The 21002-nt window shown below is 69.1% G+C and carries 18 protein-coding genes; 10 read left to right on the top strand and 8 right to left on the bottom strand.

All coding sequences use genetic code 11. The features are described from left to right. The coding region (locus tag CCN37_RS09595; RefSeq protein ID WP_143261531.1) for a DUF222 domain-containing protein at positions 1-1170 on the top strand (1170 nt) is incomplete at its 5' end. Positions 1171-1553: 383 nt separating this feature from the next. After that, positions 1554-5492, top strand: coding sequence for a Pls/PosA family non-ribosomal peptide synthetase (locus CCN37_RS09590; protein ID WP_086820344.1), 3939 nt, complete (start codon positions 1554-1556; stop codon positions 5490-5492). A 60-nt stretch (positions 5493-5552) separates the two neighbouring features. Here the strand turns inward: CCN37_RS09590 and CCN37_RS09585 are convergent, their stop codons facing one another. Beyond that, positions 5553-7307 (bottom strand): long-chain fatty acid--CoA ligase, encoded by a 1755-nt coding sequence (locus CCN37_RS09585; protein WP_086820343.1) that lies wholly within the window; start codon positions 7305-7307, stop codon positions 5553-5555. A 118-nt stretch (positions 7308-7425) separates the two neighbouring features. Here CCN37_RS09585 and CCN37_RS09580 point away from each other — a divergent pair, with 118 nt between their 5' ends. Then, positions 7426-8658: a CdaR family transcriptional regulator gene (locus CCN37_RS09580; RefSeq protein ID WP_086820342.1), complete on the top strand. Its 1233-nt coding sequence runs from the start codon at positions 7426-7428 to the stop codon at positions 8656-8658. Between the two features lie 9 nt (positions 8659-8667). Here CCN37_RS09580 and CCN37_RS09575 read toward each other — a convergent pair whose 3' ends face one another. Continuing rightward, positions 8668-9465: an SGNH/GDSL hydrolase family protein gene (locus tag CCN37_RS09575; protein ID WP_246842917.1), complete on the bottom strand. Its 798-nt coding sequence runs from the start codon at positions 9463-9465 to the stop codon at positions 8668-8670. Positions 9466-10013: 548 nt separating this feature from the next. Here CCN37_RS09575 and CCN37_RS09570 point away from each other — a divergent pair. From CCN37_RS09570 to CCN37_RS09560, 3 genes are read left to right on the top strand one after another with little or no spacing between them, the layout of a single operon-like run. After that, positions 10014-10994, top strand: a complete 981-nt coding sequence (locus tag CCN37_RS09570; RefSeq protein ID WP_246842916.1) for a CoA transferase — start codon at positions 10014-10016, stop codon at positions 10992-10994. Between the two features lie 21 nt (positions 10995-11015). Next, entirely contained in the window at positions 11016-11369 is a 354-nt protein-coding gene (locus tag CCN37_RS09565) for a metalloregulator ArsR/SmtB family transcription factor (protein WP_086820339.1), read from the top strand. Beyond that, positions 11366-11857, top strand: a complete 492-nt coding sequence (locus CCN37_RS09560) for an SRPBCC family protein (RefSeq protein ID WP_086820338.1) — start codon at positions 11366-11368, stop codon at positions 11855-11857. The genes CCN37_RS09565 and CCN37_RS09560 overlap by 4 nt, the downstream gene beginning before the upstream one ends. Here CCN37_RS09560 and CCN37_RS09555 read toward each other — a convergent pair. Further along, positions 11854-12261, bottom strand: coding sequence for an SgcJ/EcaC family oxidoreductase (locus CCN37_RS09555; RefSeq protein WP_086820337.1), 408 nt, complete (start codon positions 12259-12261; stop codon positions 11854-11856). The genes CCN37_RS09560 and CCN37_RS09555 overlap by 4 nt on opposite strands. An 86-nt stretch (positions 12262-12347) precedes the next feature. On the opposite strand from CCN37_RS09555, the gene CCN37_RS09550 reads away from it, so the two are divergent. Then, entirely contained in the window at positions 12348-13007 is a 660-nt protein-coding gene (locus CCN37_RS09550; RefSeq protein WP_086820336.1) for a hypothetical protein, read from the top strand. Here CCN37_RS09550 and CCN37_RS09545 read toward each other — a convergent pair. The 4 genes from CCN37_RS09545 to CCN37_RS09535 form a co-directional block, all read right to left on the bottom strand. Next, positions 12988-13881: a hypothetical protein gene (locus tag CCN37_RS09545; RefSeq protein ID WP_086820353.1), complete on the bottom strand. Its 894-nt coding sequence runs from the start codon at positions 13879-13881 to the stop codon at positions 12988-12990. The two genes, CCN37_RS09550 and CCN37_RS09545, sit on opposite strands and share 20 nt — an antisense overlap. A gap of 47 nt (positions 13882-13928) precedes the next feature. After that, on the bottom strand, positions 13929-16868 hold the full coding sequence (locus CCN37_RS09540; protein ID WP_086820335.1) for a type 2 lanthipeptide synthetase LanM family protein: 2940 nt from the start codon (positions 16866-16868) through the stop codon (positions 13929-13931). Positions 16869-16871: 3 nt separating this feature from the next. Next, a complete protein-coding gene (locus CCN37_RS39720) occupies positions 16872-17048 on the bottom strand; it encodes a hypothetical protein (protein WP_168200597.1) in 177 nt (58 codons plus the stop codon). Between the two features lie 120 nt (positions 17049-17168). Further along, positions 17169-18107 (bottom strand): MarR family transcriptional regulator, encoded by a 939-nt coding sequence (locus CCN37_RS09535; RefSeq protein ID WP_086820334.1) that lies wholly within the window; start codon positions 18105-18107, stop codon positions 17169-17171. Positions 18108-18208: 101 nt separating this feature from the next. Here CCN37_RS09535 and CCN37_RS09530 point away from each other — a divergent pair, with 101 nt between their 5' ends. Beyond that, entirely contained in the window at positions 18209-18502 is a 294-nt protein-coding gene (locus tag CCN37_RS09530; RefSeq protein WP_086820333.1) for a hypothetical protein, read from the top strand. A 19-nt stretch (positions 18503-18521) separates the two neighbouring features. Here CCN37_RS09530 and CCN37_RS09525 read toward each other — a convergent pair whose 3' ends face one another. Continuing rightward, complete coding sequence (locus tag CCN37_RS09525) at positions 18522-19622, bottom strand: sialidase family protein (protein ID WP_210407940.1); 1101 nt, start codon at positions 19620-19622, stop codon at positions 18522-18524. Between the two features lie 80 nt (positions 19623-19702). Here CCN37_RS09525 and CCN37_RS09520 point away from each other — a divergent pair, with 80 nt between their 5' ends. Together CCN37_RS09520 and CCN37_RS09515 are read left to right on the top strand one after the other, a co-directional pair. Continuing rightward, entirely contained in the window at positions 19703-20272 is a 570-nt protein-coding gene (locus tag CCN37_RS09520) for an MFS transporter (protein WP_143261530.1), read from the top strand. Continuing rightward, the gene (locus CCN37_RS09515) at positions 20202-20873 is read left to right on the top strand and encodes an MFS transporter (protein ID WP_371503874.1); all 672 of its coding nucleotides are present in this window, start codon (positions 20202-20204) and stop codon (positions 20871-20873) included. The genes CCN37_RS09520 and CCN37_RS09515 overlap by 71 nt, the downstream gene beginning before the upstream one ends. Positions 20874-21002: the final 129 nt, after the last annotated feature.

Here is a 21002-nt window from a genome sequence, read left to right as displayed (position 1 = left end):
ACTGCCCGCGAGCTCGCGGGCGCCTTCCGCGCCCTGTGCGCGGCACAGGCAGTACTCGCTGAACTATTGATCAAGTTCACCGGTCCCACGGAGAAGCGCGACGAGCCGTACTCCAGCGACGACGTCGGCGCACTGCTGTCGATGTCCCGGCACAAAGCCGGGACGCTACTGAGCCAGGCCCAGGCCGTGACCGCCCGTCCGGCGGTGTTCAACGCGCTTCGCGACGGAAAGATCGATCTGGGCAAGGCCCTGTTGATCGTCGGCAAGGTCCAACTCCTTCCCGCAGCAGAGGCCGGCCGCGCGGAGGCCAAGCTCCTGGAATACGCTCCGACCCGAACCTACGTCTCGTTGCGGAAGTGGGCGGCGCAGCTCGTCTACAAACTCGACCCGATGGGCGCGGAGAGGCGCCATGCGGAGAAACGCCGACAGCGCTTGGTGAAGAAGACGAACGCCGACGACGGCATGTGTTCTCTCCGGGTGCGGCTCACGGCAGCTGACGGTTTGCTCGCGTGGAGCCGCATCGACCGACTCGCCAGGAGCCTTGGCATCCCTGGTGATCCGCGAACGCTGGATCAGAGGCGAGCGGACGTCACCCGGGATCTTCTCGTGGGCATGGCAGATCATGCGTCTCAGTGGCAAGCGAAGGTCCAGGTGACCGTCCCCCTCACCACGCTGATCGGGATCAACGACGAACCCGGTGTCCTCGCCGGATACGGCCCCGTCCCGGCTTCGGTCGCCAAGGAGATTGCCGCGGGCGGTACCTGGAAGCGGATACTCACCGACCCGGCCACCGGCATCGCCCTCGACGTCGGGCGCACGGAGTACGAGCCCTCCGAGGCGCTGCGGGAGTTCGTCAAAGCCCGAGACGGCATCTGCTCAGCCATCGGCTGCGACCAGCCCGCAGAGAACTGCACCGTCGACCACTGCACACCCGCTAGCGACACCACCGCGTCGGTGACGGACTTCAGGTCGTTGTGCAAGCACCACCGGCGAATGCGGCACGAGTCCGGCTGGACGTGTCACCACTTGGATGACGGCAGACACCTCTGGATCACGCCGTCCGGAGGCGTCTACGAAAGCGAGTCAGAACCGATCGCCGACCCGAATCCCACGGAGAACGTCGACGGTGACGCGGAGGACCCGCGTGCTCCTGGGGCAGCTGACGCGTAGACGGCGCCGCGGTCGCAGCACGCTCAAGGCGAAGACCCTCGACGCGTTCAGGAACACGTCGCCGTGACCGTTGAACGTGTACCGGACGCCAGGCACACAGCACTGGTGTAAGGCTTTAGTGAAGTACGCCATCGAACCATCTGTTGACATTCCCGAACCCGGTTTTCCGCTCTCCGCGGAAAGCTCCTAACAAACCCGCAGGTGACATCGGACCGTACACCCACTCGGCGCAGCTCCACCAACAGCGCCCACTCACAACTCACACACTTCTTTAACATTCCACTGGTCGACTCGATCTCAGTGAGATCCGAGATGCGGACAGAAGCCCCATTCGCGATCTCCGACATCAATTTCGCGAATCGACGGCACAAGGGCTTACGCACATGACCAGTGGACTAGCCGCTCAGCTGAGCACTGCCCGCGAGACCACACCCATGGGCAGCGCGACCTACCCAGCGGCCGACCCTCCGTCCCAGCGCACCTTGGTGGACATCTTCCACACCACGGTCGCCGCCCAGCCCTGCGCTCCGGCGCTCGACGACGGGGCGACCACCTTGTCCTACTCCGACCTGGCCAAGTGGGTCGGCGAGGTCGTGACCACTTGGCGCGCAGCTGGTATCGGGCTCGGCGACCGTGTTGGGATTCGGCTCCCCTCCGGCACCGCGGAACTGTATGTGAGCATTCTCGCCACCTTGTCGGTCGGCGCCGCGTACGTGCCGGTCGACTTCGACGATCCGGTGGAACGTGCGGAGATGATCTGGCAGGAAGCGGAGGTCTGCGCGGTTGCTGGTCCTGGTGGGGAAGTCCGAAAGCTGCGCGAGACGGCGCGTCGGCGTCCCATTCGGCCGCCTGCGCCCGAGAACGACGCCTGGGTCATCTTCACTTCCGGTTCGACGGGAAAGCCGAAGGGCGTGGCGGTGACTCACCGCAGCGCGGCCGCGTTCGTCGATGCTGAGGCGGAACTGTTCCTGCCGGACGATCCGCTGGGGCCCGCCGACCGGGTGCTCGCCGGGCTCTCGGTCGGGTTCGACGCCTCCTGCGAGGAGATGTGGTTGGCCTGGCGGCATGGTGCGTGCCTGGTTCCAGCGCCGCGCGAACTCGTGCGGGCAGGCGCTGAATTGGGGCCGTGGTTGGCGGAGAGGGGGATCACCGTCGTCTCCACGGTGCCGACGCTGGCTGGGTTGTGGCCTGCGGACGTGCTCGGAGGTGTGCGGCTGGTGATCCTCGGTGGCGAAGCGACAAGCCAGGAGTTGGCGGCCAAGCTCGATGTTCCCGGGCGCGAGGTGTGGAACACCTACGGTCCGACCGAGACCACCGTGGTGGCCAGCGCGGCCCGAGTGTCGGCAGATCTGCCTGTACGGATCGGGTTTCCGTTGGCGGGCTGGGAATTGGCGGTTGTCGGCCCGAGCGGCGAGCCGGTCGCCTGGGGTGAGACCGGTGAGCTGGTCATCGGGGGTGTCGGTCTGGCGCGCTACCTCGATGTGGCAAAGGACAGGGAGAAGTTCGCGCCGCTGCCGTCATTGGGCTGGGGCCGGGCCTATCGCAGTGGTGACGTGGTGCGGGCGGACCCGGAGGGCTTGGTCTTCGTCGGGCGTTCCGACGACCAGGTGAAGATCGGTGGTCGACGCGTCGAACTGGGCGAGGTGGATGCGGCGTTGGCCGCGCTGCCCGGCGTTTCCACGGCGGCCAGCGTCGTGCGCAAGACGGAAACCGGCGCTCCGGTGCTCGTCGGCTACCTGGTGCTGAACGACACTGAGTCCACTTTGGACATTGTGGCGGCGAGGCTTCAGCTGGCGGAGCGCCTGCCGTCCGCGCTCGTCCCGCTGCTCGCCGTCGTGCCGACGATGCCGATCCGCGCGTCCGGGAAGGTCGATCGGGACGCGCTGCCCTGGCCGCTCGAAGAGGCTTCGATATCAGAGTGGTCCGAGGCAGAGGCGATCATCGCCGAGCACTGGTCCGCGGTGCTGGGCCAGACTCCGGCGGAGGACTCCGACTTCTTCAGTTCTGGCGGGGGAAGTCTCGCTGTTGCCCATCTTGTCTCGCGGCTGCGTGAGCACTTTCCGCAAGCCTCGGTGGCGGACATCTATCAGCATCCGACGGTGCGCGGGCTCGCCGAGAAACTGGCTGATGAGAGCGGTGCCCCGCAGGCGGACAACCGGATGAGGAGCGTCAAGCCTGGCTCGTTCGCGCTCTTCGGGTTTGCGCAGTCTCTGTTCGCGCTCGTCGTATTCGCGGTCGCGGGTCTGCGGCTGCTGTTGGTCGTCGTCGCGTTCCAGGAATTGAGTGCCTTGGCTGGGATTCCGGGCATCAGTTCAACGGTTCCGTGGTACTGGCTCGGGCTCGCATGGTTGCTGTTCTTCACCTCGCCAGGTCGAGTTCTGCTGGCCGCAGCCGGCGCGCGACTGGCCACTGCGGGGATACGTCCTGGGGAACACCGTCGAGCTGGTTGGAATCACCTCAGGTTGTGGGCTGCCGAGCGCTGGGTCACCGCCGTGGGCGTAGCCTCGATCACGGGCACTTTCTGGGTGCTCCACTACGCTCGTGCATTGGGTTGCCGCGTGGGACAGAACGTGGATCTGCACGCTTTACCGCCGGTCACCGGCCTGGCGACGTTCGGCGATCGCGCCGCGGTCGAGCAGGACAGCGATCTCGCAGGATGGTGGTTGGACAGCGACTGCGTCCGCGTTGGCGGCATCGATGTCGGTGCGGGCAGTAGAATCGGTGGGCACTCGACCCTGTTGGACGGCGCTGTTGTCGAGGACGGCGCTGAGGTCCTTTCGGGCAGTTCGGTGCGAGGCACGGTCTCCGCTGGGCATCAATGGGGCGGAGCTCCGGCGCGGGATCTCGGTGAGGTCGACGAGGCGTGGCCGGAGAGTCCGGCGCGGCGATCGTTGGTGTGGCGGACGATCTACGGTCTGACCCCGCTGTTGACCGGCGTGATCGTGCTGCTCTCCGCGTTTCCTGGACTGCTGGTGTTGGGGTCGTTGGTCACCAGTGCGATGACCGTTGCGACGGCCGCGTGGGTGGTTCCGCTCGCGGCATTGGGTTCTCTGGTCACGTACGCGGGTTCAACCGTTCTGGTGGTCCGCCTGCTGAACTTCGCTGTGAAGCCGGGAGTGCACCGTGTGGACAGCCTCGCGGGGTGGAGCGCGTGGCTCGTTCAGCGGTTCACCACGGGGGCACGCGGCACGTTGTTCTCCTTGTACGCGGGGCTGCTCACGTCGACCTGGCTTCGGATGCTCGGGGCGAAGATCGGTCGGGGTACTGAGGTCTCCACGGTCGCGGGGCTGCCGAGCATGATGGCGGTCGGCTCGGGAAGCTTCCTCGCCGATGACACCAGCCTGGCTCCTTACGAGCTGCGCAACGGCTGGCTGGCGGTGGGAACGGCTCGCGTGGGCGATCGGACGTTCATCGGCAACTCCGCCGAGGTGGGTCACGGTCGCTGGGTTCCGGACGGGTCGCTGCTCGGAGTGCTGTCCAGTGCGCCGAAGAGGGTTCCTGAGAACACCTCGTGGCTTGGCCGGCCAGCGATGTTGCTGCCGCGCAAGGTAGAAGGTGGGTCGACCGCGAGGACCTACGATCCACCACGTCGCCTGGTCGTGGCGCGGATGCTGATCGAAACCTGTCGCCTGCTTCCCGTGATGGTGAGCTACGGGCTCGCGTTGTTCACTGTCGTCTTGCTCAGTTTTCTGCTTACTTCCCAGGGGATTGTCGCCGCTGCGCTCGCGGCTAGCTGGTTGACGCCCGCGGCGGCGGTGGTCGCGGTCGCTGTCGCCATCGCGGCGAAGTGGGTGTTGGTCGGCAAGCACGTTCCCCGTGAACGTCCACTGTGGAGTTCGTTCGTGTGGCGCAACGAGCTCGCCGCGGTGTTCTTCGAGGAGCTCGTGACACGGTGGGCGGGGACGGCGTTGATCGGCACGCCGTTGTTCTCGATGGTGTTGCGCGGCATGGGTGCGAAGATCGGGCGTGGCGTGCACTGCGAGACGCGATGGCTACCAGAGCCGGACCTGGTGACGCTGGGCGATGGCGCGGTGGTGAACCGGGGCTGCGTGGTGCAGACACACCTGTTCCACGACCGCATCATGCGTCTGGGGCCGATACACATCGGTCGGGGCGCGACGGTCGGGCCGAGGTCGGTGGTGCTGTTCGACTCCACTGTCGGAGCGCACGGCAGCGTTGGAGCGAATTCGTTGGTGATGCGTGGCGAGAGCCTGCCGGAGGGCACGGCTTGGATGGGGAATCCGGTCGCTGCCGAGATTCGCCCAGCTCGGACCGTCGCTGCTCGGACCGTCGCTGCGCGGACGGAGGGGACTGCTCGGTGAGCCGCCGCTTGCTGCACTAGGTGCGTGAGCCGCGCCAACCCCACGCTGTGGGAGGCGCAGCTAACGCGGCTCGTACAGGGATTCCACCTCGTCGGCGAAGTCGTTCATGATCTGGCTGCGGCGGAGCTTCAGCGAGGGGGTGAGGTGGCCTCCGTCGATGCTGAACTCCGTTGGCAGGACTCGGAAGCGGCGCACTGCCTCGGCGGCGGACACCGCTTCGTTGCCGGCGTCGACTGCCCGCTGGACCTCGGCGAGGAGATCGCGGTCCTCGACGAGGTCGGCAGCTGTCGCTCCGTCCGGCTTGCTGTTGTGCTTCTTCCAGTGGGCGAGGTGTTCGCGGTCGATGGTGACCAGGGCGGCGACGAACTTGCGGCCGTCGCCCACGACCACGGCCTGGCCGACGAGGGGGTGGGCGGTGATCCGGTCCTCGATGACCGCGGGCGCGACGTTCTTGCCGCCGCTGGTCACCAGGATCTCCTTCTTGCGGCCGGTGATGCTGAGGAATCCGTCCTCGTCGAGTGAGCCCAGATCGCCCGTCGCGAACCACTCGTCCTGTTCTGACGAGGCGCCCCAGTAGCCGGAGAAGACCACGCCTCCCTTGATCAGGACCTCGCCGTCGTCGGAGATCCGGATCGTGGTGCCGGGCACCGGCCGGCCGACCGTTCCCGCCTTGACCGCGCTCGGCGCGTTGATCGACACGGCGGCGGTGGTCTCCGTCAGGCCGTAGCCCTCGAACACGGTGAGACCGATGCCGCGGTAGAAGTGCGTGAGCCTGCGCCCGAGCGCGGCGCCCCCGGAGATGGCGTAGCTGCACCGTCCACCGAGGACGGAGCGCAACCTTTGGTAGACCAGCCGGTCGAAGACGGCGTGCCGGATTCGCAGTGCCAGCCCGGGTTTGGCGACCTCCGAGTACTTGATCGCGGTCGCGACCGCGGCGTCGAAGATCCTGGCTTTGCCCTCGGACTCGGCTCGCTGCCGGGCGCTGTTGTAGATCTTCTCGAAGACGTACGGCACGGAGAGCACGAACGTGGGGCGGAAGGCCGCGAGGTCGTTGACGACGTTCTTCACGTCGGCGGTGTGGCCGAGCGTGACGCGCGCGAGCACCGAGCCGACCTGCACCATCCTGCCGAACACGTGCGCCAGCGGCAGGAACAGCAGCGTGGACACGTCCTTGCCCTTGAAGAGCGGGCTCAGCAGTTCGGCGACGTTGCCGGCCTCAGCGAAGAAGTTGGCGTGCGTGAGCACGCACCCCTTGGGGCGTCCGGTGGTCCCTGACGTGTAGATGAGCGTCGCGACGTCCTTGGGCGACACGGTCTCGCGCCGTTCGTCGACCTCCGTGTCCGCGACGCCCTCGCCGCGCGCCATGAGGTCCTCGACCGTGTCGATCCGCCACACCCCTCGTAGCAGCGGCAACCCGGCGACCTTCTCCTCGTGCTCGGAGGACTCGACGACGACCGCTGTCGCGCCGGAATCCGTGACGATCCACTCGATCTGTTCGCGTGACGAGGTCGGGTAGATCGGCACCGGCACCGCCGCGACGGCCCAGATCGCGAAGTCGAACAGCGTCCACTCGTAGCGGGTGGACGACAGGATCGCGACCCGCTCCCCCGGGCGGACCCCCGCCGCGACGAGGCCCTTGGCGAGCCGCTGCACCTGGTCGCGGAACTCCCTGGCAGTCACCGGAGACCAGCCGTCGGAGGTTCTGCGCCGGAACGCGACGTGGTCCGGCGCCTCCTCGGCGTTGGCGTAGACCAGTTCCGCCAGGCCGCCCCTCTCGGGGGCGGGAGCGAGCGGGGCGACGACGACCTCGCGCATGGTGCGTCTCCTTCGACGCGGGAACCCGGAAGTGTGATGATGGGTCACGAACACGCGGAGGAGATATGGCTCGTATCCCAGAGTTCTGCGCCGGATGTTGTGATGGGTAACAACCTCGATGGCTGACCGGGAGCCGTTCCACCTCGGCGGGCGTGCGCTGCACGAGCGGCTCACCGAGGACCTGCCCGCGCTCACCGAACTGGTGCTCGCCGCGGTGACCTCGCGCATCCCCGCGTACGGCCTGCTGCCGTCCGAGGAGCTCGCGGGCGATATCAACCGGGTGATCGCGCAGACGTTGCGGTCGTTCGTCGCCATGGTGCGGACGAAGTCCCTGCCGAGCGCTGAGGAGCTGGCCTTCTTGCGGGAGTCGGCGGCGCGGCGGGCCGAGGAGGGCATCCCGATCGACATCGTGCTCACGGCGTATCACATCGGTGTCCAGGTGGTGTGGGAGTCGTTGACGCCGGAGGTGCGCCCGGAGGAGGTGCACGACGTGATGGCGGTGAACTCGCTGGCGTTGCGCTACCTGGAGCTCATCACGCCCGCGGTGGGCGCTGGCTATCTCGACCAGCGGCAGACGCTCTTCGACGACGAGCGTTCGGCGCGGCACACCCTGTTGACGGCGCTGTTGGACGGCGCGCCCGCTGATGCCGCGGCGGGCCGGACCGGGTTCCGGCTGCCACCGTGCTACCTGGTGCTGGCGCTCTCTGTGGGCAGTCATCCGGACGAGACCCAGACCGGCGTGGACCAGTTGGTCGCCGGGCGGCGCAAGCTCAGGCGGCTCCGGGCGGAACTGGAGCGCCAGATCAGGGGGCCGGTGCTGTCCTCGCTCACGCCTGCGGGCGGGATCGCGCTGCTGCCGCATCCGACGCCGGTCGGCGAGGTGGGTGATCGGGATTGGGATCGGTTGCGGCGGATCGTCGCTGACGTGGCTCGGGCGGCGGGGGCGGAGATCACCGGCGGGGTCACCGCGGTCGCTCCTCAGGAGGTCGCCGGGGCGGCGAAGCTGGCTGATGAGGTTCGCGCGGTCGCGGCGGCTTCGGGCAAGCCCAGCGGCGTGTACCGGCTGGATGACGTGCTGTTGGAGTACCAGTTGTCGCGGCCGAGCGCCGCGCGCGACCGGCTCGCCGCGATGTTGCGCCCGCTCGACGGGAACGAGGAGCTGGTGCAGACCTTGGAGACCTATCTGCGGCGTGGGAGCCGGCGGCCGACCGCGACGGACCTGCACGTGCATCCGAACACGGTCGACTACCGGCTCCGGCGGATCGCGGAACTGACCGGGCTCGACCCGACGAGCGTCGCGGACATCGCCTTGATCAGCGCGGCGCTCGCGGCTCGGGCGACGCCGCGCTAGCTGGTCGCGTCAGCGGGCCTTGGAGGCGGCTGCCGCGACGACCGCGTTGGCGAAGGCGGCCATGCCCTGCGCGTTGGGGTGCAGCGGGGCCGCGATGTGCGTCGGGACGAGCCCTTCGAGGTACCGGTCCTTCGGTGCCGCGCAGATGTCGTGCCCGACCGTCACCGCGGCGAAGTCGACGAACCGCATTCCGCGGGCGAGCGCGTTCTCACGCGCCGTCGAACTGATCTTGTTCATGATGCGCTGGAGGTAGTTGGCGTCCCGCGCCCACACCGGTTGGACGGGGAAGCAGCCGTTGGGGCGCACGTAGGTGCCGTAGCCGGTGACCAGCACCTTCGCGTTCGGAGCGCGGCGCCGGATCTCGTCGAGCGCGGCCCCGAACTTCGGTGCCCACGCATCGACGGCCTCGCCGATGGTGTCTCTGCCGCCCGCTGTGAGCCGGTCCGCGCAGGAGAACCCGATCGGCTCGGGCAGGAGGTTGATGCACGAGAGCGCGTGGGTGAACAGCCCGGAGTCGTTGGCGCCGATCGTGACGGTGACCAGGCCGGTCGTGGTGCTCAACGAGTCGAGTTGGGGCGCGAGAACGCCGAAGCGGCGGTTGGTGAGGTCGCTCGTCGTCGCGCCGGAACAGCTCACATCGGTGAGCTTGGCGCCGAGGGACTTGGCTGCGATCGCCGGGTAGTTGTTGTTCGAGCGCAGGCACAGGAGGTTGATGTCCTGGTTCGGGATCAGCGGCCCAGCGGCCGCGGAGTCTCCGAGCGCCACGTAGTTCAGCGGTTCACGCGCTTGCGCGGGTGCTGCGGTCACCGCTGCCGCGGTGGCGACGCAGAGGACTCCAGCCCAGATTCGTCGACCCAGCCGCATCCCAGCCTCCAACACCGTTGTTGTAGCGCGTGTTCACATGGTGAGGGGTGGGAACGTGAATCTGAGTGGGATTCCGCCCAGATTGCGCAGCTGGTGCTTGTGACCGGTCACGAAAGCCACACTGAGGCATGCCGGATTTCGCGACTGCGCAGGCCTGGAACGCACTCGGTGGCCACGCGGAGATGGTCCACGGGGTGACCTATGTGGGAGCGCGAGGTGTACTTCCGGCTCGATTGCCCGTTCGAGAGTTGGCGCGGGCGACCGTGGGCGCGTGCTCGCTCGCTGCGGCGGAGCTGCTGGCGGCGCGAAATGGAACCGCGGTTCCTGCGGTGCGCGTGCATGAGGCGGCAGTCGCGACGGCTTTCGTCAGTGAAAGGCACCTTCGGGTGGACGGCCGCGCGACGGTCGGGTTCGCGCCGTTGTCGGGCTTCTGGCGGACTGCGGACGGTTGGGTCCGAACGCACGCGAACTACCCGCACCATCGTGCTCGGTTGCTGCGCGCGCTTGGCCTCGCGGACGCCGGGGACGACGAACGGCTGGCGGAGGTCCTGGCCGACAGGTTGAGCACCTGCCGGGCGGAGTGGGTTCAGGAGGCGGTCTACTCGGCGGGCGGCTTGGCCGTTGCGGTGTCGTCGGACACGCCCGATCACCCGCTCGTGGAGACCTTTGACTTCGGCGATGCGGCGCGCGCTCTGCCAGGTGCTTCGTTGCCTGCCAGTGGGGTGCGCGTTCTCGATCTGACCAGGGTCATCGCGGGGCCGATCGCGACGCGCACGCTCGCCTTGCTGGGAGCGGATGTGTTGCGTGTGGACAGCCCTCGGCTCGCGGAGAGCGATGACGCTCACGCGGACACGGGCCAGGGCAAGCGCTCGACTCTTCTCGACCTCGCGGATCGTGCGGACCGAGGTGGTTTCGACGAGCTTCTCGACGCGGCGGATGTCGTTGTCACGGGGTATCGGCCGGGGTCGCTCGACCGGCTCGGTCTCTCCGCTGAGGCGATGCGCGAGCGGCGGCCCGGGTTGGTCGTGGCTCAGCTGTGCGCGTGGGGTTGGAGTGGTTCGTGGGCGCGGCGTCGCGGTTTCGACAGCCTCGTCCAAGCCGCGAACGGCATCGCGGCGATCGAGGGAACTGGCGATCAGCCGGGTGTCCTGCCCGCTCAAGCGCTCGACCACGGCACCGGGTACTTGCTGGCCGCGGCGGTCTTGCGCGCGCTCAGCGAGCGGCGTGGGCGGACCGTGCGGTTCTCGCTGGCGGGGACGGCGGCGTGGTTGGTGCGCGAAATCCGCTCCGCGGTACTGGAGGGCGCGGAGTACTCGGCTGAGCCCTGGTTGGCCACGGCCACGTCCGCTTACGGCGAGCTGAGGCATGCCCTGCCGCCCATGCACTACGACGGCTGCCCGCAGACCTGGAGCGACGCACCGACTCGCTGGGGCACCGATCGGCCGCGATTTCGGGACTGGCGGAACGCGTAACCAGTAGGTTACGCTTTTGGTGTGGACGAGGTGGCCGGAGCGATCGCAGACCCGGTGCGACGGGAAATCCTGACCCTGCTGCGCGAGCAGCGGCGGTCGGCGGGAGAGCTCGCTGACCGCTTCCCGATCAGCCGTCCCGCTGTGAGCCGCCATTTGCGGGTGCTCAGGGACAGCGGGCTGGTGCACGACGAACTTGTCGGCAGACAGCGGTTCTACGTGCTGCACCCGGAGCGGATGACCGAGCTCGCCGAGTGGCTGGCCACCTTCGCCCGGCCGTCCGGCTGGGAGCACCGCCTCGACGCTCTGGAGACCGAGGTCTACCGGACTCGGCGCGAACGCCGCGCACAAGACCTGCAAGAAGGAGAAACAGCATGAGCCGCACACCTACCGCCCGCCTGCTCCACACCGACTCCGGTGCCGAACTGGTGATGGACCGCACTTTTCGCGCGCCCATCGACGACGTCTGGGCCAGCGTCACCGAGTCCGAACGCACCGCGCGGTGGTTCGGGCCGTGGAAGGGCGACGCCGGCCCAGGTCAGATGATCAAGCTTCAGCTGGCCTTCGAGGAGCAGCAGCCGTGGTGCGACGTGCGCATCGAATCCTGCGCGGCACCCCGGCAGCTCGAGGTGTCGATGAAGGACGAGGTCGGCAACTGGAGGCTGGCGCTGGCGCTGTCCGAGAAGGACGGCGTGACCACGCTGCAGCTGACCCACCACCTCGAGTCGGTCGAGGGCATCGGCGAGATCGGGCCTGGCTGGGAGTACTACCTCGACATGCTCGTCGCGGCGCGGGAGGGGACCGCCCAGCCCGAGTTCAGCGAGTTCTACCCGAAGATGAAGGAGTACTTCGAGGGCCTGAGCTAGCCGACGACCACGGTGTTCTGGCACACGGTGAGGCGCCAGCGCCCTTCCTCCTTGGTCATCACGTACAGCGGGGCGCCTTCGCCGTCCCCTGGCACGGGCTCGCCATCGAGGGTCAGGTAGCGCTGGCGCACCTTCACCGCGGCGACGTCGGGCCGGATGAACAGCACGTGCACGACCTCGTAGGTGGCGGTGGAGTCGGCCGTCGCGCCCGGGAGCACCTTGCGGGTGAACTCCGCGATGGCGTCGCGGCCGATGAGGACCTTGCCGTGGCCGGTCGTCCAGACGGCGTCCTCGCGGAACAGTCCGACGAACTCCTCCACCAGCTCGTTGCGCTGTGCGTGCTCGACCTCGGCGACCACTCGCTCGATGGCCTCGATCTCCTGCTGCTCACTCGTCGCTGTCATGCGAGCAGCTTCCAACCAGAACTCAGGTTGAGGTCAACCCGGCCTCACGCGACCCTCGTCGCGAGCTCGGGCGATAGCCTTCCCGGGTGAGTGAGCAGTCCCTGAGCGAGGACGAGATCCGGCAGCGCGTTCGCGAGGCGATGCGGCGCAGCCAGCTGCAGAAGGCGCAGGAGAAGAAGGCCGAGCAGCGGGTCGAGGGCACGCTGCTGCCGATCCTGCGCAGCACGTCCTCCTCGCCCGATCTGGCTCACTTCCCGCACGTGCCGATCGTCCCCGGGACGCTTTTCGCGTCCTTCGCCCACGTCAGCATGACCTCGGAGGGCACGATCGGCATGCACCACGTCGTCGAGGACCAGCTCGGCGAGCGCGGCGTCGACGAGCTGATGGCGGAGGCGACGGCGAACCTGATGGCGGGGCTCACGGCGCAGATCAGGGGTAGCGAGGAGACCCCGGACCGGATGGTCAGCCTGGAGCGGGAGGGCTACTTCGCCGGGTCGGCGGTGGTGGCGCCGGACTTCCACGAGTGGATCTCCGGCATCCTGGAGGAGGAGCAGCTGCTCATCGCGCTGCCGTGCCCGGACCAGATCTACGTCACCGGCGCCAGCTCGTACTGGTCCGACCAGCTCGCCAAGATGGTGCTCGACTCGGACTACGAGCCGAACCCGCTCACGCCGACCCTGCTGCTCTCGGAGGGCTCCGGCCTGGAACTGGTCGTGGAACAGCCGGTCAGGACGGAGAACGCCTAGCTTCGGAGAGCACCTGGACGGCGTGAACGGTCGTGTAGCCGCGCCAGTCCAGGGCACCCGCCGGCGAGATCTTGGCGTAGTCGACGATCCAGCCGCCGTCGTCCTGCTGGAGACGCGCGAGGCGGTCGAGGTCGGCGGCGATCACCTCTGGGGTGAACAGGGACCGTGACGGCAGTCCGGGGCGCGGCGAGAAGTCCAGTGGGTGCAGCGACTCCTCCTCGGTGCCGCCGTCGACGAGCACCCGGCCGTCCGCTGGCACGTGCGCGGCGAGCGCGCGGAAGAGTTCCATGGCCTCGTCCGGGTAGCGGTCGTGCACGGCGTCCAGAAAGCGGATCGCGAAGGACAGGACGTAGGCGAAGGGCTGTCCCTCGATCCGCCTGATCGCTTCGAAGCAGTAGTGAATCGCGCGGTCGAGCCACGGGTGCGCGGCCACGGCGGGGTCGTGGGCCGCGACGCGCAGTGCCTCGGCGGCGGTGATCGAGGTGATCTGGAGCGAGGACCCCGGCTCGGCGTTCTGCCACCACGGTGCTGAGGCGGCGGAGATGGTCAGCGGTAGCGCGAACGGCAGACCGCCGTCGGGGAGCGACACCGACGCGAGCCAGTCGCAGAGCGCCACGGCTTGGGGTGCGCACACGGGCCCGATGTCGCCCAAGGCTTCGAAGGCGTGCAGGGCCGCGCCGGGCTGGCTCTCCGGTGACCGCAGGTCGGGTTCTAGTCCCCAGCCGTAGCCGCCGTCCGGGTTGCGGTAGGCGTCCAGCGCGGCGAGCACGGCTGTGGGGTCACCGCCTCCGACCAGCAGCTCGAAGCGGCGGCGGTCGAGCACGCGGGCGTGCCCGGCCATGAACGCGGAGGCGGCGGCGAGGTCGATCGTCATGCGCTCATCGTGCTTCGCCGCCGCGACGGCGGTCTTGCAGAAACCGGTCATTCCCCCGGCGGTGGTTCGAGCGCGAGGACCGAGGGCACGCTCTCCGGGTCGAGCAGGCGGAGCACGCCGTAGCCGATCCCTGCCAAGCCGGTGAACAAACCGGCTCCGACCAGATTCGGATGCATGCCGCAGCGCCACCCGTGGTCGTCGACCCCGTCGAGCACTCCAGCAGCTTGCCGGTAGATCGCGTCGGTCAGGGCGGGGTCGCGTTGTGCGGCCAGGAGGAGGAAGTCGAGGTTGCCGAGGTCTCCGTGGCAGAGGGAGTGGTCGCTGCCGAAGCCGGACTTCAGCGTGACCGCGGTGGCGGTGTTCAGTTCTTCGCGCCAGGCCGGGTCGTCGATGACGTCGAGCACGATGTGGCGCGCGATACCGATCCCGGGCGCTCCGTGGCACCAGGCGACCGCTTGGTCGGAACCGCTCCCGTCGGTGGCGAAGAGGAGTTCGGTCTTGACGTCGCGGCGGACATCGCGCCAGTGCCCCGTTTCGGCGTCGAACAGGTGCGCCTCGTAGGCCAAGGCCGCACGCATCGCTTCCTCGTAGCGACCGTCACCGAGCACCTGGGTCGCGACGGCCAACGCGGCCGCGATTCCGGAGACGCCGTGTGCGAAGCCACCGAGAGGATCAGCGCCCAAGCCCATGTTCCTGAGCGCGGCGACCGTCCAGCCCGCTCCGACCGCGCACGGCTGCTGCTGGGACGCGAGCCGGTCGGCCGCGGCGGCGATCGCGTCGCGGACGACGCCGTCGGGGCGCACGTGGTGCAGCGCGGCGAGCCCGAAAATCGCGCCTGCGCCTCCGCCCACGACCTCGAACTGCTCGTCGGCGTCCACTGCGGAGCGCAAGTGTTTCGCGATCGACAGCGCCTGGCCGAGGAGATCTTGGTCGGGGACGAGGGCGTGCAGCTGCGTGAGCCCGTAGATCAGGCCTCCCGCGCCTTGCAGTCCCACAACGCCGATTTCTGGGATGCGCTCGACCTGGCGCACTGCGGAGCGCGCGGCTTCGGCCGCCAAGCGCGTCGATTCGCGAGAACCGCGCAGCTCGCCGTGGCGCGCGAGGAAGGTCGCGATGCCGGTGAGCCCGTCGTAGAACCCCGCGCCGAGCAGGCCGACCGCGTAGTTGCCGCTGCGGCCGGTCGAACAACCGAGCCAGACCGCCTCGCCTTCGGCGCTGACCGCCAAGGCCGCGACCTTTTCCGCGAGCGCGTCGGCAGCGGCGGCGAGCCGCGTCCGGTCCACGGGCTGGGCTGTGGGGGTCGGCTCGTGGCGCTCGCGCGCGACGGTCAGCTCCGATCGGATCGTCTCCGAGGTGACTGCTGTGCGGATGAGCCAGGTCTGCAACTCCAGGTCGTCCGAGCCGAGCCGGTCGAGGACGTCGCGAGCGATGCTCATGCCGGATCGCACGGCGAGGTCGGTCAGGGGCGTGCCGTCGGCGGCGTGGACGGGACCGCCGTCAACGCCCACCGTGAACAGCGGGACGTCGTTGCGCCACATGTCCCGCTGTTCAGCTTCGACGAACGCGGCCAACCCAGGCCGTCGCGCGACGTCAGCGCGGAGCCGGTCGAAGTGCCGCTGACGGTCTGCGGTGTCGCGCAGCAGGCTCGGGTGGAAGGAAGTGGACAACAGGAGGCCGTACACCATCGTGTCCCGCACGATGCAGCGGACGCGATCGCCCGAGAAGGCCGCGAGCGGGCCAGCCTCGTCGAGCAGTTCGGCGCGGTGGCGGACGAACACGTCGTACGTCGCGGCGAAGCCGGAGAGGACGTCCTCCAGGTGCTCGATCGGGCGGGGAGTCCGTGACTGCGCGGCGGGCTCAGCGAGCTGCGGCCTGAACTCGACGCGCATGCGATCGGTGCCCGCGTCCACGACCACGGCCTTGGGTTGTGCGGCGCCTGGGCGCGGCGCGACGGCGGACGACCCGAGACCAGCCACTTCCGTCGCGTCGGCGGGGCGGGCACCGACGGGCAGGAGACCGCTGAAGAGGACCGAGCCGTCACGCATGGCCGCGGCGGTCGCTTCAGCCGCGGAACCGGAGCCGGAGTTCATCGAGGGGAACAGCGGTTGGAAAACCGTCTCGATGTCGATGAGAAACGGACGTTCTCCGCAGACGATCACGTTCTCGACATGGCAGTCACCGGCGTGCACGAGGTAGAGGACCGCGAGCAGTCCGCCGTACCTGCGGAACAGTCGCTCAACTGATTCACCGGGCTCGCAGTCGGACGCTTCGACGAACTCCGTCCATCCGTACTCGCCGCGATTCAGGCAGCGCAGTGTCGGCAGCTCAGGCCCTGCGAGGCGTTCGTTCACCCACTCCAACAGAGCCTTGAAATGGACATCAGTGGCGAGCGGGCGCGGTTTGTACACGCATCGGAGCCCGCCCTCGAATTCCACGACCGAGACGGTCCGCGCACCGCCGTGGGGGTCGCCGAGCCCGAGCCGGACATCGACGACGGCACCCGGGTCCGCGCCCCCGGCGAAGCATTCGACCAGGTCAGGAAGGTCTCGGGCCAGCCGCTCGGCGAACTCGGCCGCCTGGCGGGCCCAGAGGTCGGTGACAACGGCCAGCTGCCGCTCGAGAACGGGATACCGGTCCAGCACCGACTGGCGCTCATCGGCCAGTTTGATCAAGAAATACGCGAATCTGCGCTCGCTGTCCTCGCCGTCGAGAGTGCCCCGCTCGCGAGCGTCGGCCAGCTCGGCGAGGCAGACCCGCTGCGCCATGCCGTTGAGCCTGCGCGCCAGATCGGGCAGCAGCATCTCCGCCCAGCGCCGCGCGTCGAGCACCGCGGGCGCTGTCTCCACCAAGCCCTCGTGCGCCCAGCCGATCAGCGGCTCGGCCAGCACCGCGAACGGTGCGGCCGTCCGGTCGACCAGTCGCGCACCGAGAACGCGGTGGCGATCCTCGACAACGATTGCGTCACCGCGCCCCCGGGCTTCGCTCATCGATCAGAAATCAGCGAGCGAGCAGCACTTCGGAAAGCCCGAGAGAAAAGTCGGACAGTTCATGGTCGGAAAAGCACCGGTCACGTCACTTTCCAGAGCGGACAGAACGGACAGCTCGGCTTCCACGTCGCCTGCGGCGGCGTGTGCACTGGTCGGCGCGTCAACAAGCTGAACGGACATTCAGGAGCACCTCTCACATTCGCATTGTGACCAAAACCCCAGGCAGCATGACGCAGCGGGACCCACCGCCGCAACCGATTCAGGTAAATCAAAATTCTCAACGTGCGTTGCGACTTCAATTCACGAACTGTTGAGTGCGTCGCGCTGTGCCGGAGTGAGGCGGTCAGGCGCGGCACCAGCTACGAACGCACCGTCCGCCAAGCGCAGGACGGCGACGGGGCCAGCTAGGTCGGGGCGTTGGTCGGCATTGCGAAGGGCTTCGGCTACGCGTTCCGGCGACCAGTCGAGCGCGGTGGACAGCTCGGCGACGGTGAGTGGGCGGGCCGCGTGCACGAGGGCGGCTAGGACGGTCAGGACGTCGCGCAGGACGGATTCGGTGAGGCCGCCACCGGTCATGTCGTCGCTGAGCTGCGCGAAGAACTGCGCCATCTTCGCCAAGCGGGCGCCGGTGGGCGTGGCGCGGTCGAAGACCTCGACGCCGCGCTGCGCCGTCTCGGCGAGCATCTGGTTCGTGCGGGCGCTGGTCATCCACGTCTGGAGCCAGACGTCGTCGTCGATGAGGTACCGCTCGCGCCCCCGCGACCCCTCGCGCTCGCGGCGGACGAGCTCGAGCCCTTCGAGGTAGGCCACCGACTTGGACACGGAGGCGGGGCTGACCGCGAGCTGCCGCACCAACTCGGCGGCGGTCAGGCTCCCGGAGTCGGCCGTGACCAGGGCGGTGAGCACGCGAGCGGCCATGCGGGGCACCCCGGTCCGGACCATCAGCTCGGCGAACTGCCCGGCGAAGTCGGTCATGGATCGCGGATCGCGTCCGTGCTGGTCAGCGGGTGGAGACGCCGCCGGGTGGAAGACCGGTTTGCGGCGCCTGGCCCTGGCCCAGGTGCTCGTGCGCGCCTGGTCGGCCCGGTACTCGGCGGCGCCTCCGTTGCGGGCCACCTCCCGGCTCACGGTGGAGGTCGGCCGCCCGAGCTGCCTGGCGATCTCGGCGAACCCCAGGCCGTCCACCAAGCCGGTCGCGATCTGCTCGCGCTCCTGATCGCTCAGCCTGCCGCCCGGCATCCGCGGTGCCTTTCCCTCGCTCGTCGGTGGGGAGAGTGTGCCGGTTTTCGGCGGCGACGGTCGGGTAGGCCCTCAGGAACACAGCCTGGAAGGAGACGAGGATGAGTCAACGCGTCGAGGTCCGGCCGATGGGTGCGCACGAGTTCGCCGCCCTGGTGGGCGAGGGTGACATCGCGACCCAGCACCGCGTGGTCGTGCCGGAAGAGCTCGCCGAGGAGCTGCGGGTGCAGGTGGCGCGGCCGGAGCTGACGGAGCGGCAGATCGTCGCCGAGGCGCTCGCCTTCCTCCTGGAGCACAAGCCCGCGACCGCGCTGCCGCACGACATCGACCTCGGTGGGGTGCACCGCGCCGACACGCGGTTCCTCCCGGACGTGCGCACGCGCCTGACGCGCTGACGTCCGGGAGGACCTCACCTCAGTAGTCGCTCGCGTGGCTCTCGATGACCCACAGCGTGCCGCCGGACGGTGACGCTGACTTCTTCTTGGCGTTGTAGCCGAGGGTCAGGAACGTGCCGGGCGCGATCTCGACGCTCGACGGGTTCGCCTGGTCGCCGTGGCCGGAGTTGTACAGCGGGAGCACCTTGCTCTTGGCCCACGTGGCGGTCGGGTTGCCGATCAGCATCCCGGATGTCGGACGGCCGGTGCGCGCCCTGTCGCCGTAGGTGAACAGCAGCTTCCCGCTTGCGGTCTTGAGCAGGTGGTGCGAGTTCGCGAGCACACCGGTGAAGCTCTGGTACGCGAAAACGGGCTTCGCGGTGTACGGGTTCCACCTGGCGATGATGGCCGGGGAGCCATTCCCGTTCTGCTCGGCGCGCACGACCGCGACGACGGTGTCGCCGTACTGGACGAAGCTCGGCTCCTGGTAGGCGCGGCCGGGCGGGTTGCTGTTGCCGATGATCTTGTGGGCCGAGCTGACCTGGAGCCGGGGATCGGCCGTGGGGCGCCAGGTCGCCTGGATGTAGTGCGCGCCGCCCGCAGGACCGCCGGTGTAGACCGGGATCAGCACCTGGTCGGTGTGCGTGCCGCGGTCGGCGAGCGCCAGCGGGCTGCCGTGGCTGTAGACACCGGTGGCGAGTCCGGGCGCGGTGAGCTGCACGGGGTCGGTGAACCGGGTCCAGCCCGGCTTCCACACCGAGTAGTAGACCTTGCCGCCCGGGACGAAGAACGTCATCACGACGCTGCCGTCCTGCATCTTGCCGAGCTTGGGGTCGCGGGTGTCGATCCCGTTCATCGAGCCGGGGTTGGCGAGCGCGGGGGCGGCCGCGCTCCACGTGCGGCCGTTGGCGCTGCCGAAGGACAGCCGGATCGTGCCGACCGTGCCCGCGTGCTCGGCGGCGCGGTGCCACACGGCCATCAGCCTGCCGTCGTTGAGCTTGACGACGTCGGGGAACCGGGCCTCGAACTCGCCGGGCTCCTGCACGATCTTCGCGACCATGCTGACGGCGGCCGTCGCGGGCTGTGCGGTGACCCCGACCAGCAGCACGGCCGCGAGCACGGCGAGAGTTCTCTTGATCACGCGGGCATCCTGGCCCACAACCGGCGCCGGGGAAAGCACTTCCTTGACCTCCAGCGCGCTGGAGGTCGCACGCTGCGCTGATGTCTTCTCCTCTGTGGTCCTCCGGCGGCTTCCGTCGCCTGTGGACGGTGGCGCTGCTGGGCGCGGTCAGCACGTGGGCGACGCAGGTCGCGCTGTCCGTCGGTGTCCTCGCGCACCACTCCGGGGCCGCGCTGGCCGCGGTCCTGCTGGCGGGGAACGTGCCGGCGCTGCTCGTCGGGCCGCTCGGCGGGGCCGTCGTGGACCAGGTGCGTCCGCACGTGGTGCTCCGCGTGGCGCTCCCGGCTCAGGCGGTGGGGCTCGTGGTCATGGCGGTCGCGATCGGCGGTTCGCTCGTCGCCACCGCGTTCGGCTATGCGGTGTTCCTGATCGCGGGGCGGTTCGCGGGACCGGCGGCGCAGCGGCTGCGGTACCTGGCAGCACCAGAATCCTTGCGGGGTAAGGCAAATGCCGCAATCGGCGCGGTGACGGGGATCAGCACGATCGGGCGCGGCGCTCGGGACGGTCAGCGTCGCCACGCTCGGGGCGTTCGCCGCGTTCCTGCTGGCCGCCGGAATGTGCGTGGTCGCGGCGGCGGTGGCGTGGCCGGTGCGCTCCCGCTCGGCTCGTGAGCGCGAGGAGGGCCAGCGGTTCAGGTTCGGTGGTGGGCTCGCGGCGCTGCGGCGGTACCCGCTCGCGCGGCGGATCGTGCTGGTGGGCATCGCCTGGGGGTTGGTCGGCGGCGGCTACGAGGTGCTGTTGGCGGTGTTCGCGACGCGGGTGCTCGGCGCGGACGGCACCGGGATCGGCCTGCTGTACCTGGTCGACGGCGTCGGGGTGCTCGTGGGCAGTCTGCTCGGCGGACGCGTGCCCGCGCACCGGCGACAGCTCGCGTTCACGATCGGCTACATCACGCAGGGTGCGCTGTGGACGCTGTTCGCGGCCAGTCCTGGACTGCTGACCGCGATGGCGGTGCTGTTGGGAATGCGCGTGGCGAGCGGCGTGGTCATCGCGCTGGACACCACGTTGCTGCTGGAGTCGGTGCCGGAGTCCTTGCACGGCAGGGTGTTCAGCATGCACGCGGTGAGCTACGGCGCCGTCCTGCGCGTCTCGCTGAGCGCGACCGGTGCGCTGCTGGGGGTCGTCGGCGCGCCCGCGCTCGTGGTGGCGGGCGGCGTCGGCTCGGTGCTGATCGGCCTGTTTTGGGCATATGCCGGAAGATCATCGCGTTGAAGTCCATTGTGGACAGACGTGGCGGGCGGACCGTAACCGCCGCTCCACAACCGCGTGAACGCCACTCGCATCCGGGTGAGCTTCCCCCGCGCCCCCACCGGACGTGGCTTACTGGCCTGCGATGGCGAT

The organism is Allokutzneria sp. NRRL B-24872 (assembly GCF_002155965.1).
Taxonomy (GTDB): Bacteria; Actinomycetota; Actinomycetes; order Mycobacteriales; family Pseudonocardiaceae; genus Allokutzneria.
This window is presented reverse-complemented; position numbering and strand designations above follow the sequence as displayed.

Excerpts from the sequence above, each read along its gene's own strand:
- CCN37_RS09590 (WP_086820344.1), top strand. The coding sequence starts at position 1,554 with ATGACCAGTGGACTAGCCGCTCAGCTGAGCACTGCCCGCGAGACCACA.
- CCN37_RS09585 (WP_086820343.1), bottom strand. The coding sequence starts at position 7,307 with ATGCGCGAGGTCGTCGTCGCCCCGCTCGCTCCCGCCCCCGAGAGGGGC.
- CCN37_RS09580 (WP_086820342.1), top strand. The coding sequence starts at position 7,426 with ATGGCTGACCGGGAGCCGTTCCACCTCGGCGGGCGTGCGCTGCACGAG.
- CCN37_RS09560 (WP_086820338.1), top strand. The coding sequence starts at position 11,366 with ATGAGCCGCACACCTACCGCCCGCCTGCTCCACACCGACTCCGGTGCC.
- CCN37_RS09555 (WP_086820337.1), bottom strand. The coding sequence starts at position 12,261 with ATGACAGCGACGAGTGAGCAGCAGGAGATCGAGGCCATCGAGCGAGTG.
- CCN37_RS09545 (WP_086820353.1), bottom strand. The coding sequence starts at position 13,881 with ATGACGATCGACCTCGCCGCCGCCTCCGCGTTCATGGCCGGGCACGCC.
- CCN37_RS09540 (WP_086820335.1), bottom strand. The coding sequence starts at position 16,868 with ATGAGCGAAGCCCGGGGGCGCGGTGACGCAATCGTTGTCGAGGATCGC.
- CCN37_RS39720 (WP_168200597.1), bottom strand. The coding sequence starts at position 17,048 with ATGTCCGTTCAGCTTGTTGACGCGCCGACCAGTGCACACGCCGCCGCA.
- CCN37_RS09535 (WP_086820334.1), bottom strand. The coding sequence starts at position 18,107 with ATGCCGGGCGGCAGGCTGAGCGATCAGGAGCGCGAGCAGATCGCGACC.
- CCN37_RS09530 (WP_086820333.1), top strand. The coding sequence starts at position 18,209 with ATGAGTCAACGCGTCGAGGTCCGGCCGATGGGTGCGCACGAGTTCGCC.
- CCN37_RS09520 (WP_143261530.1), top strand. The coding sequence starts at position 19,703 with ATGTCTTCTCCTCTGTGGTCCTCCGGCGGCTTCCGTCGCCTGTGGACG.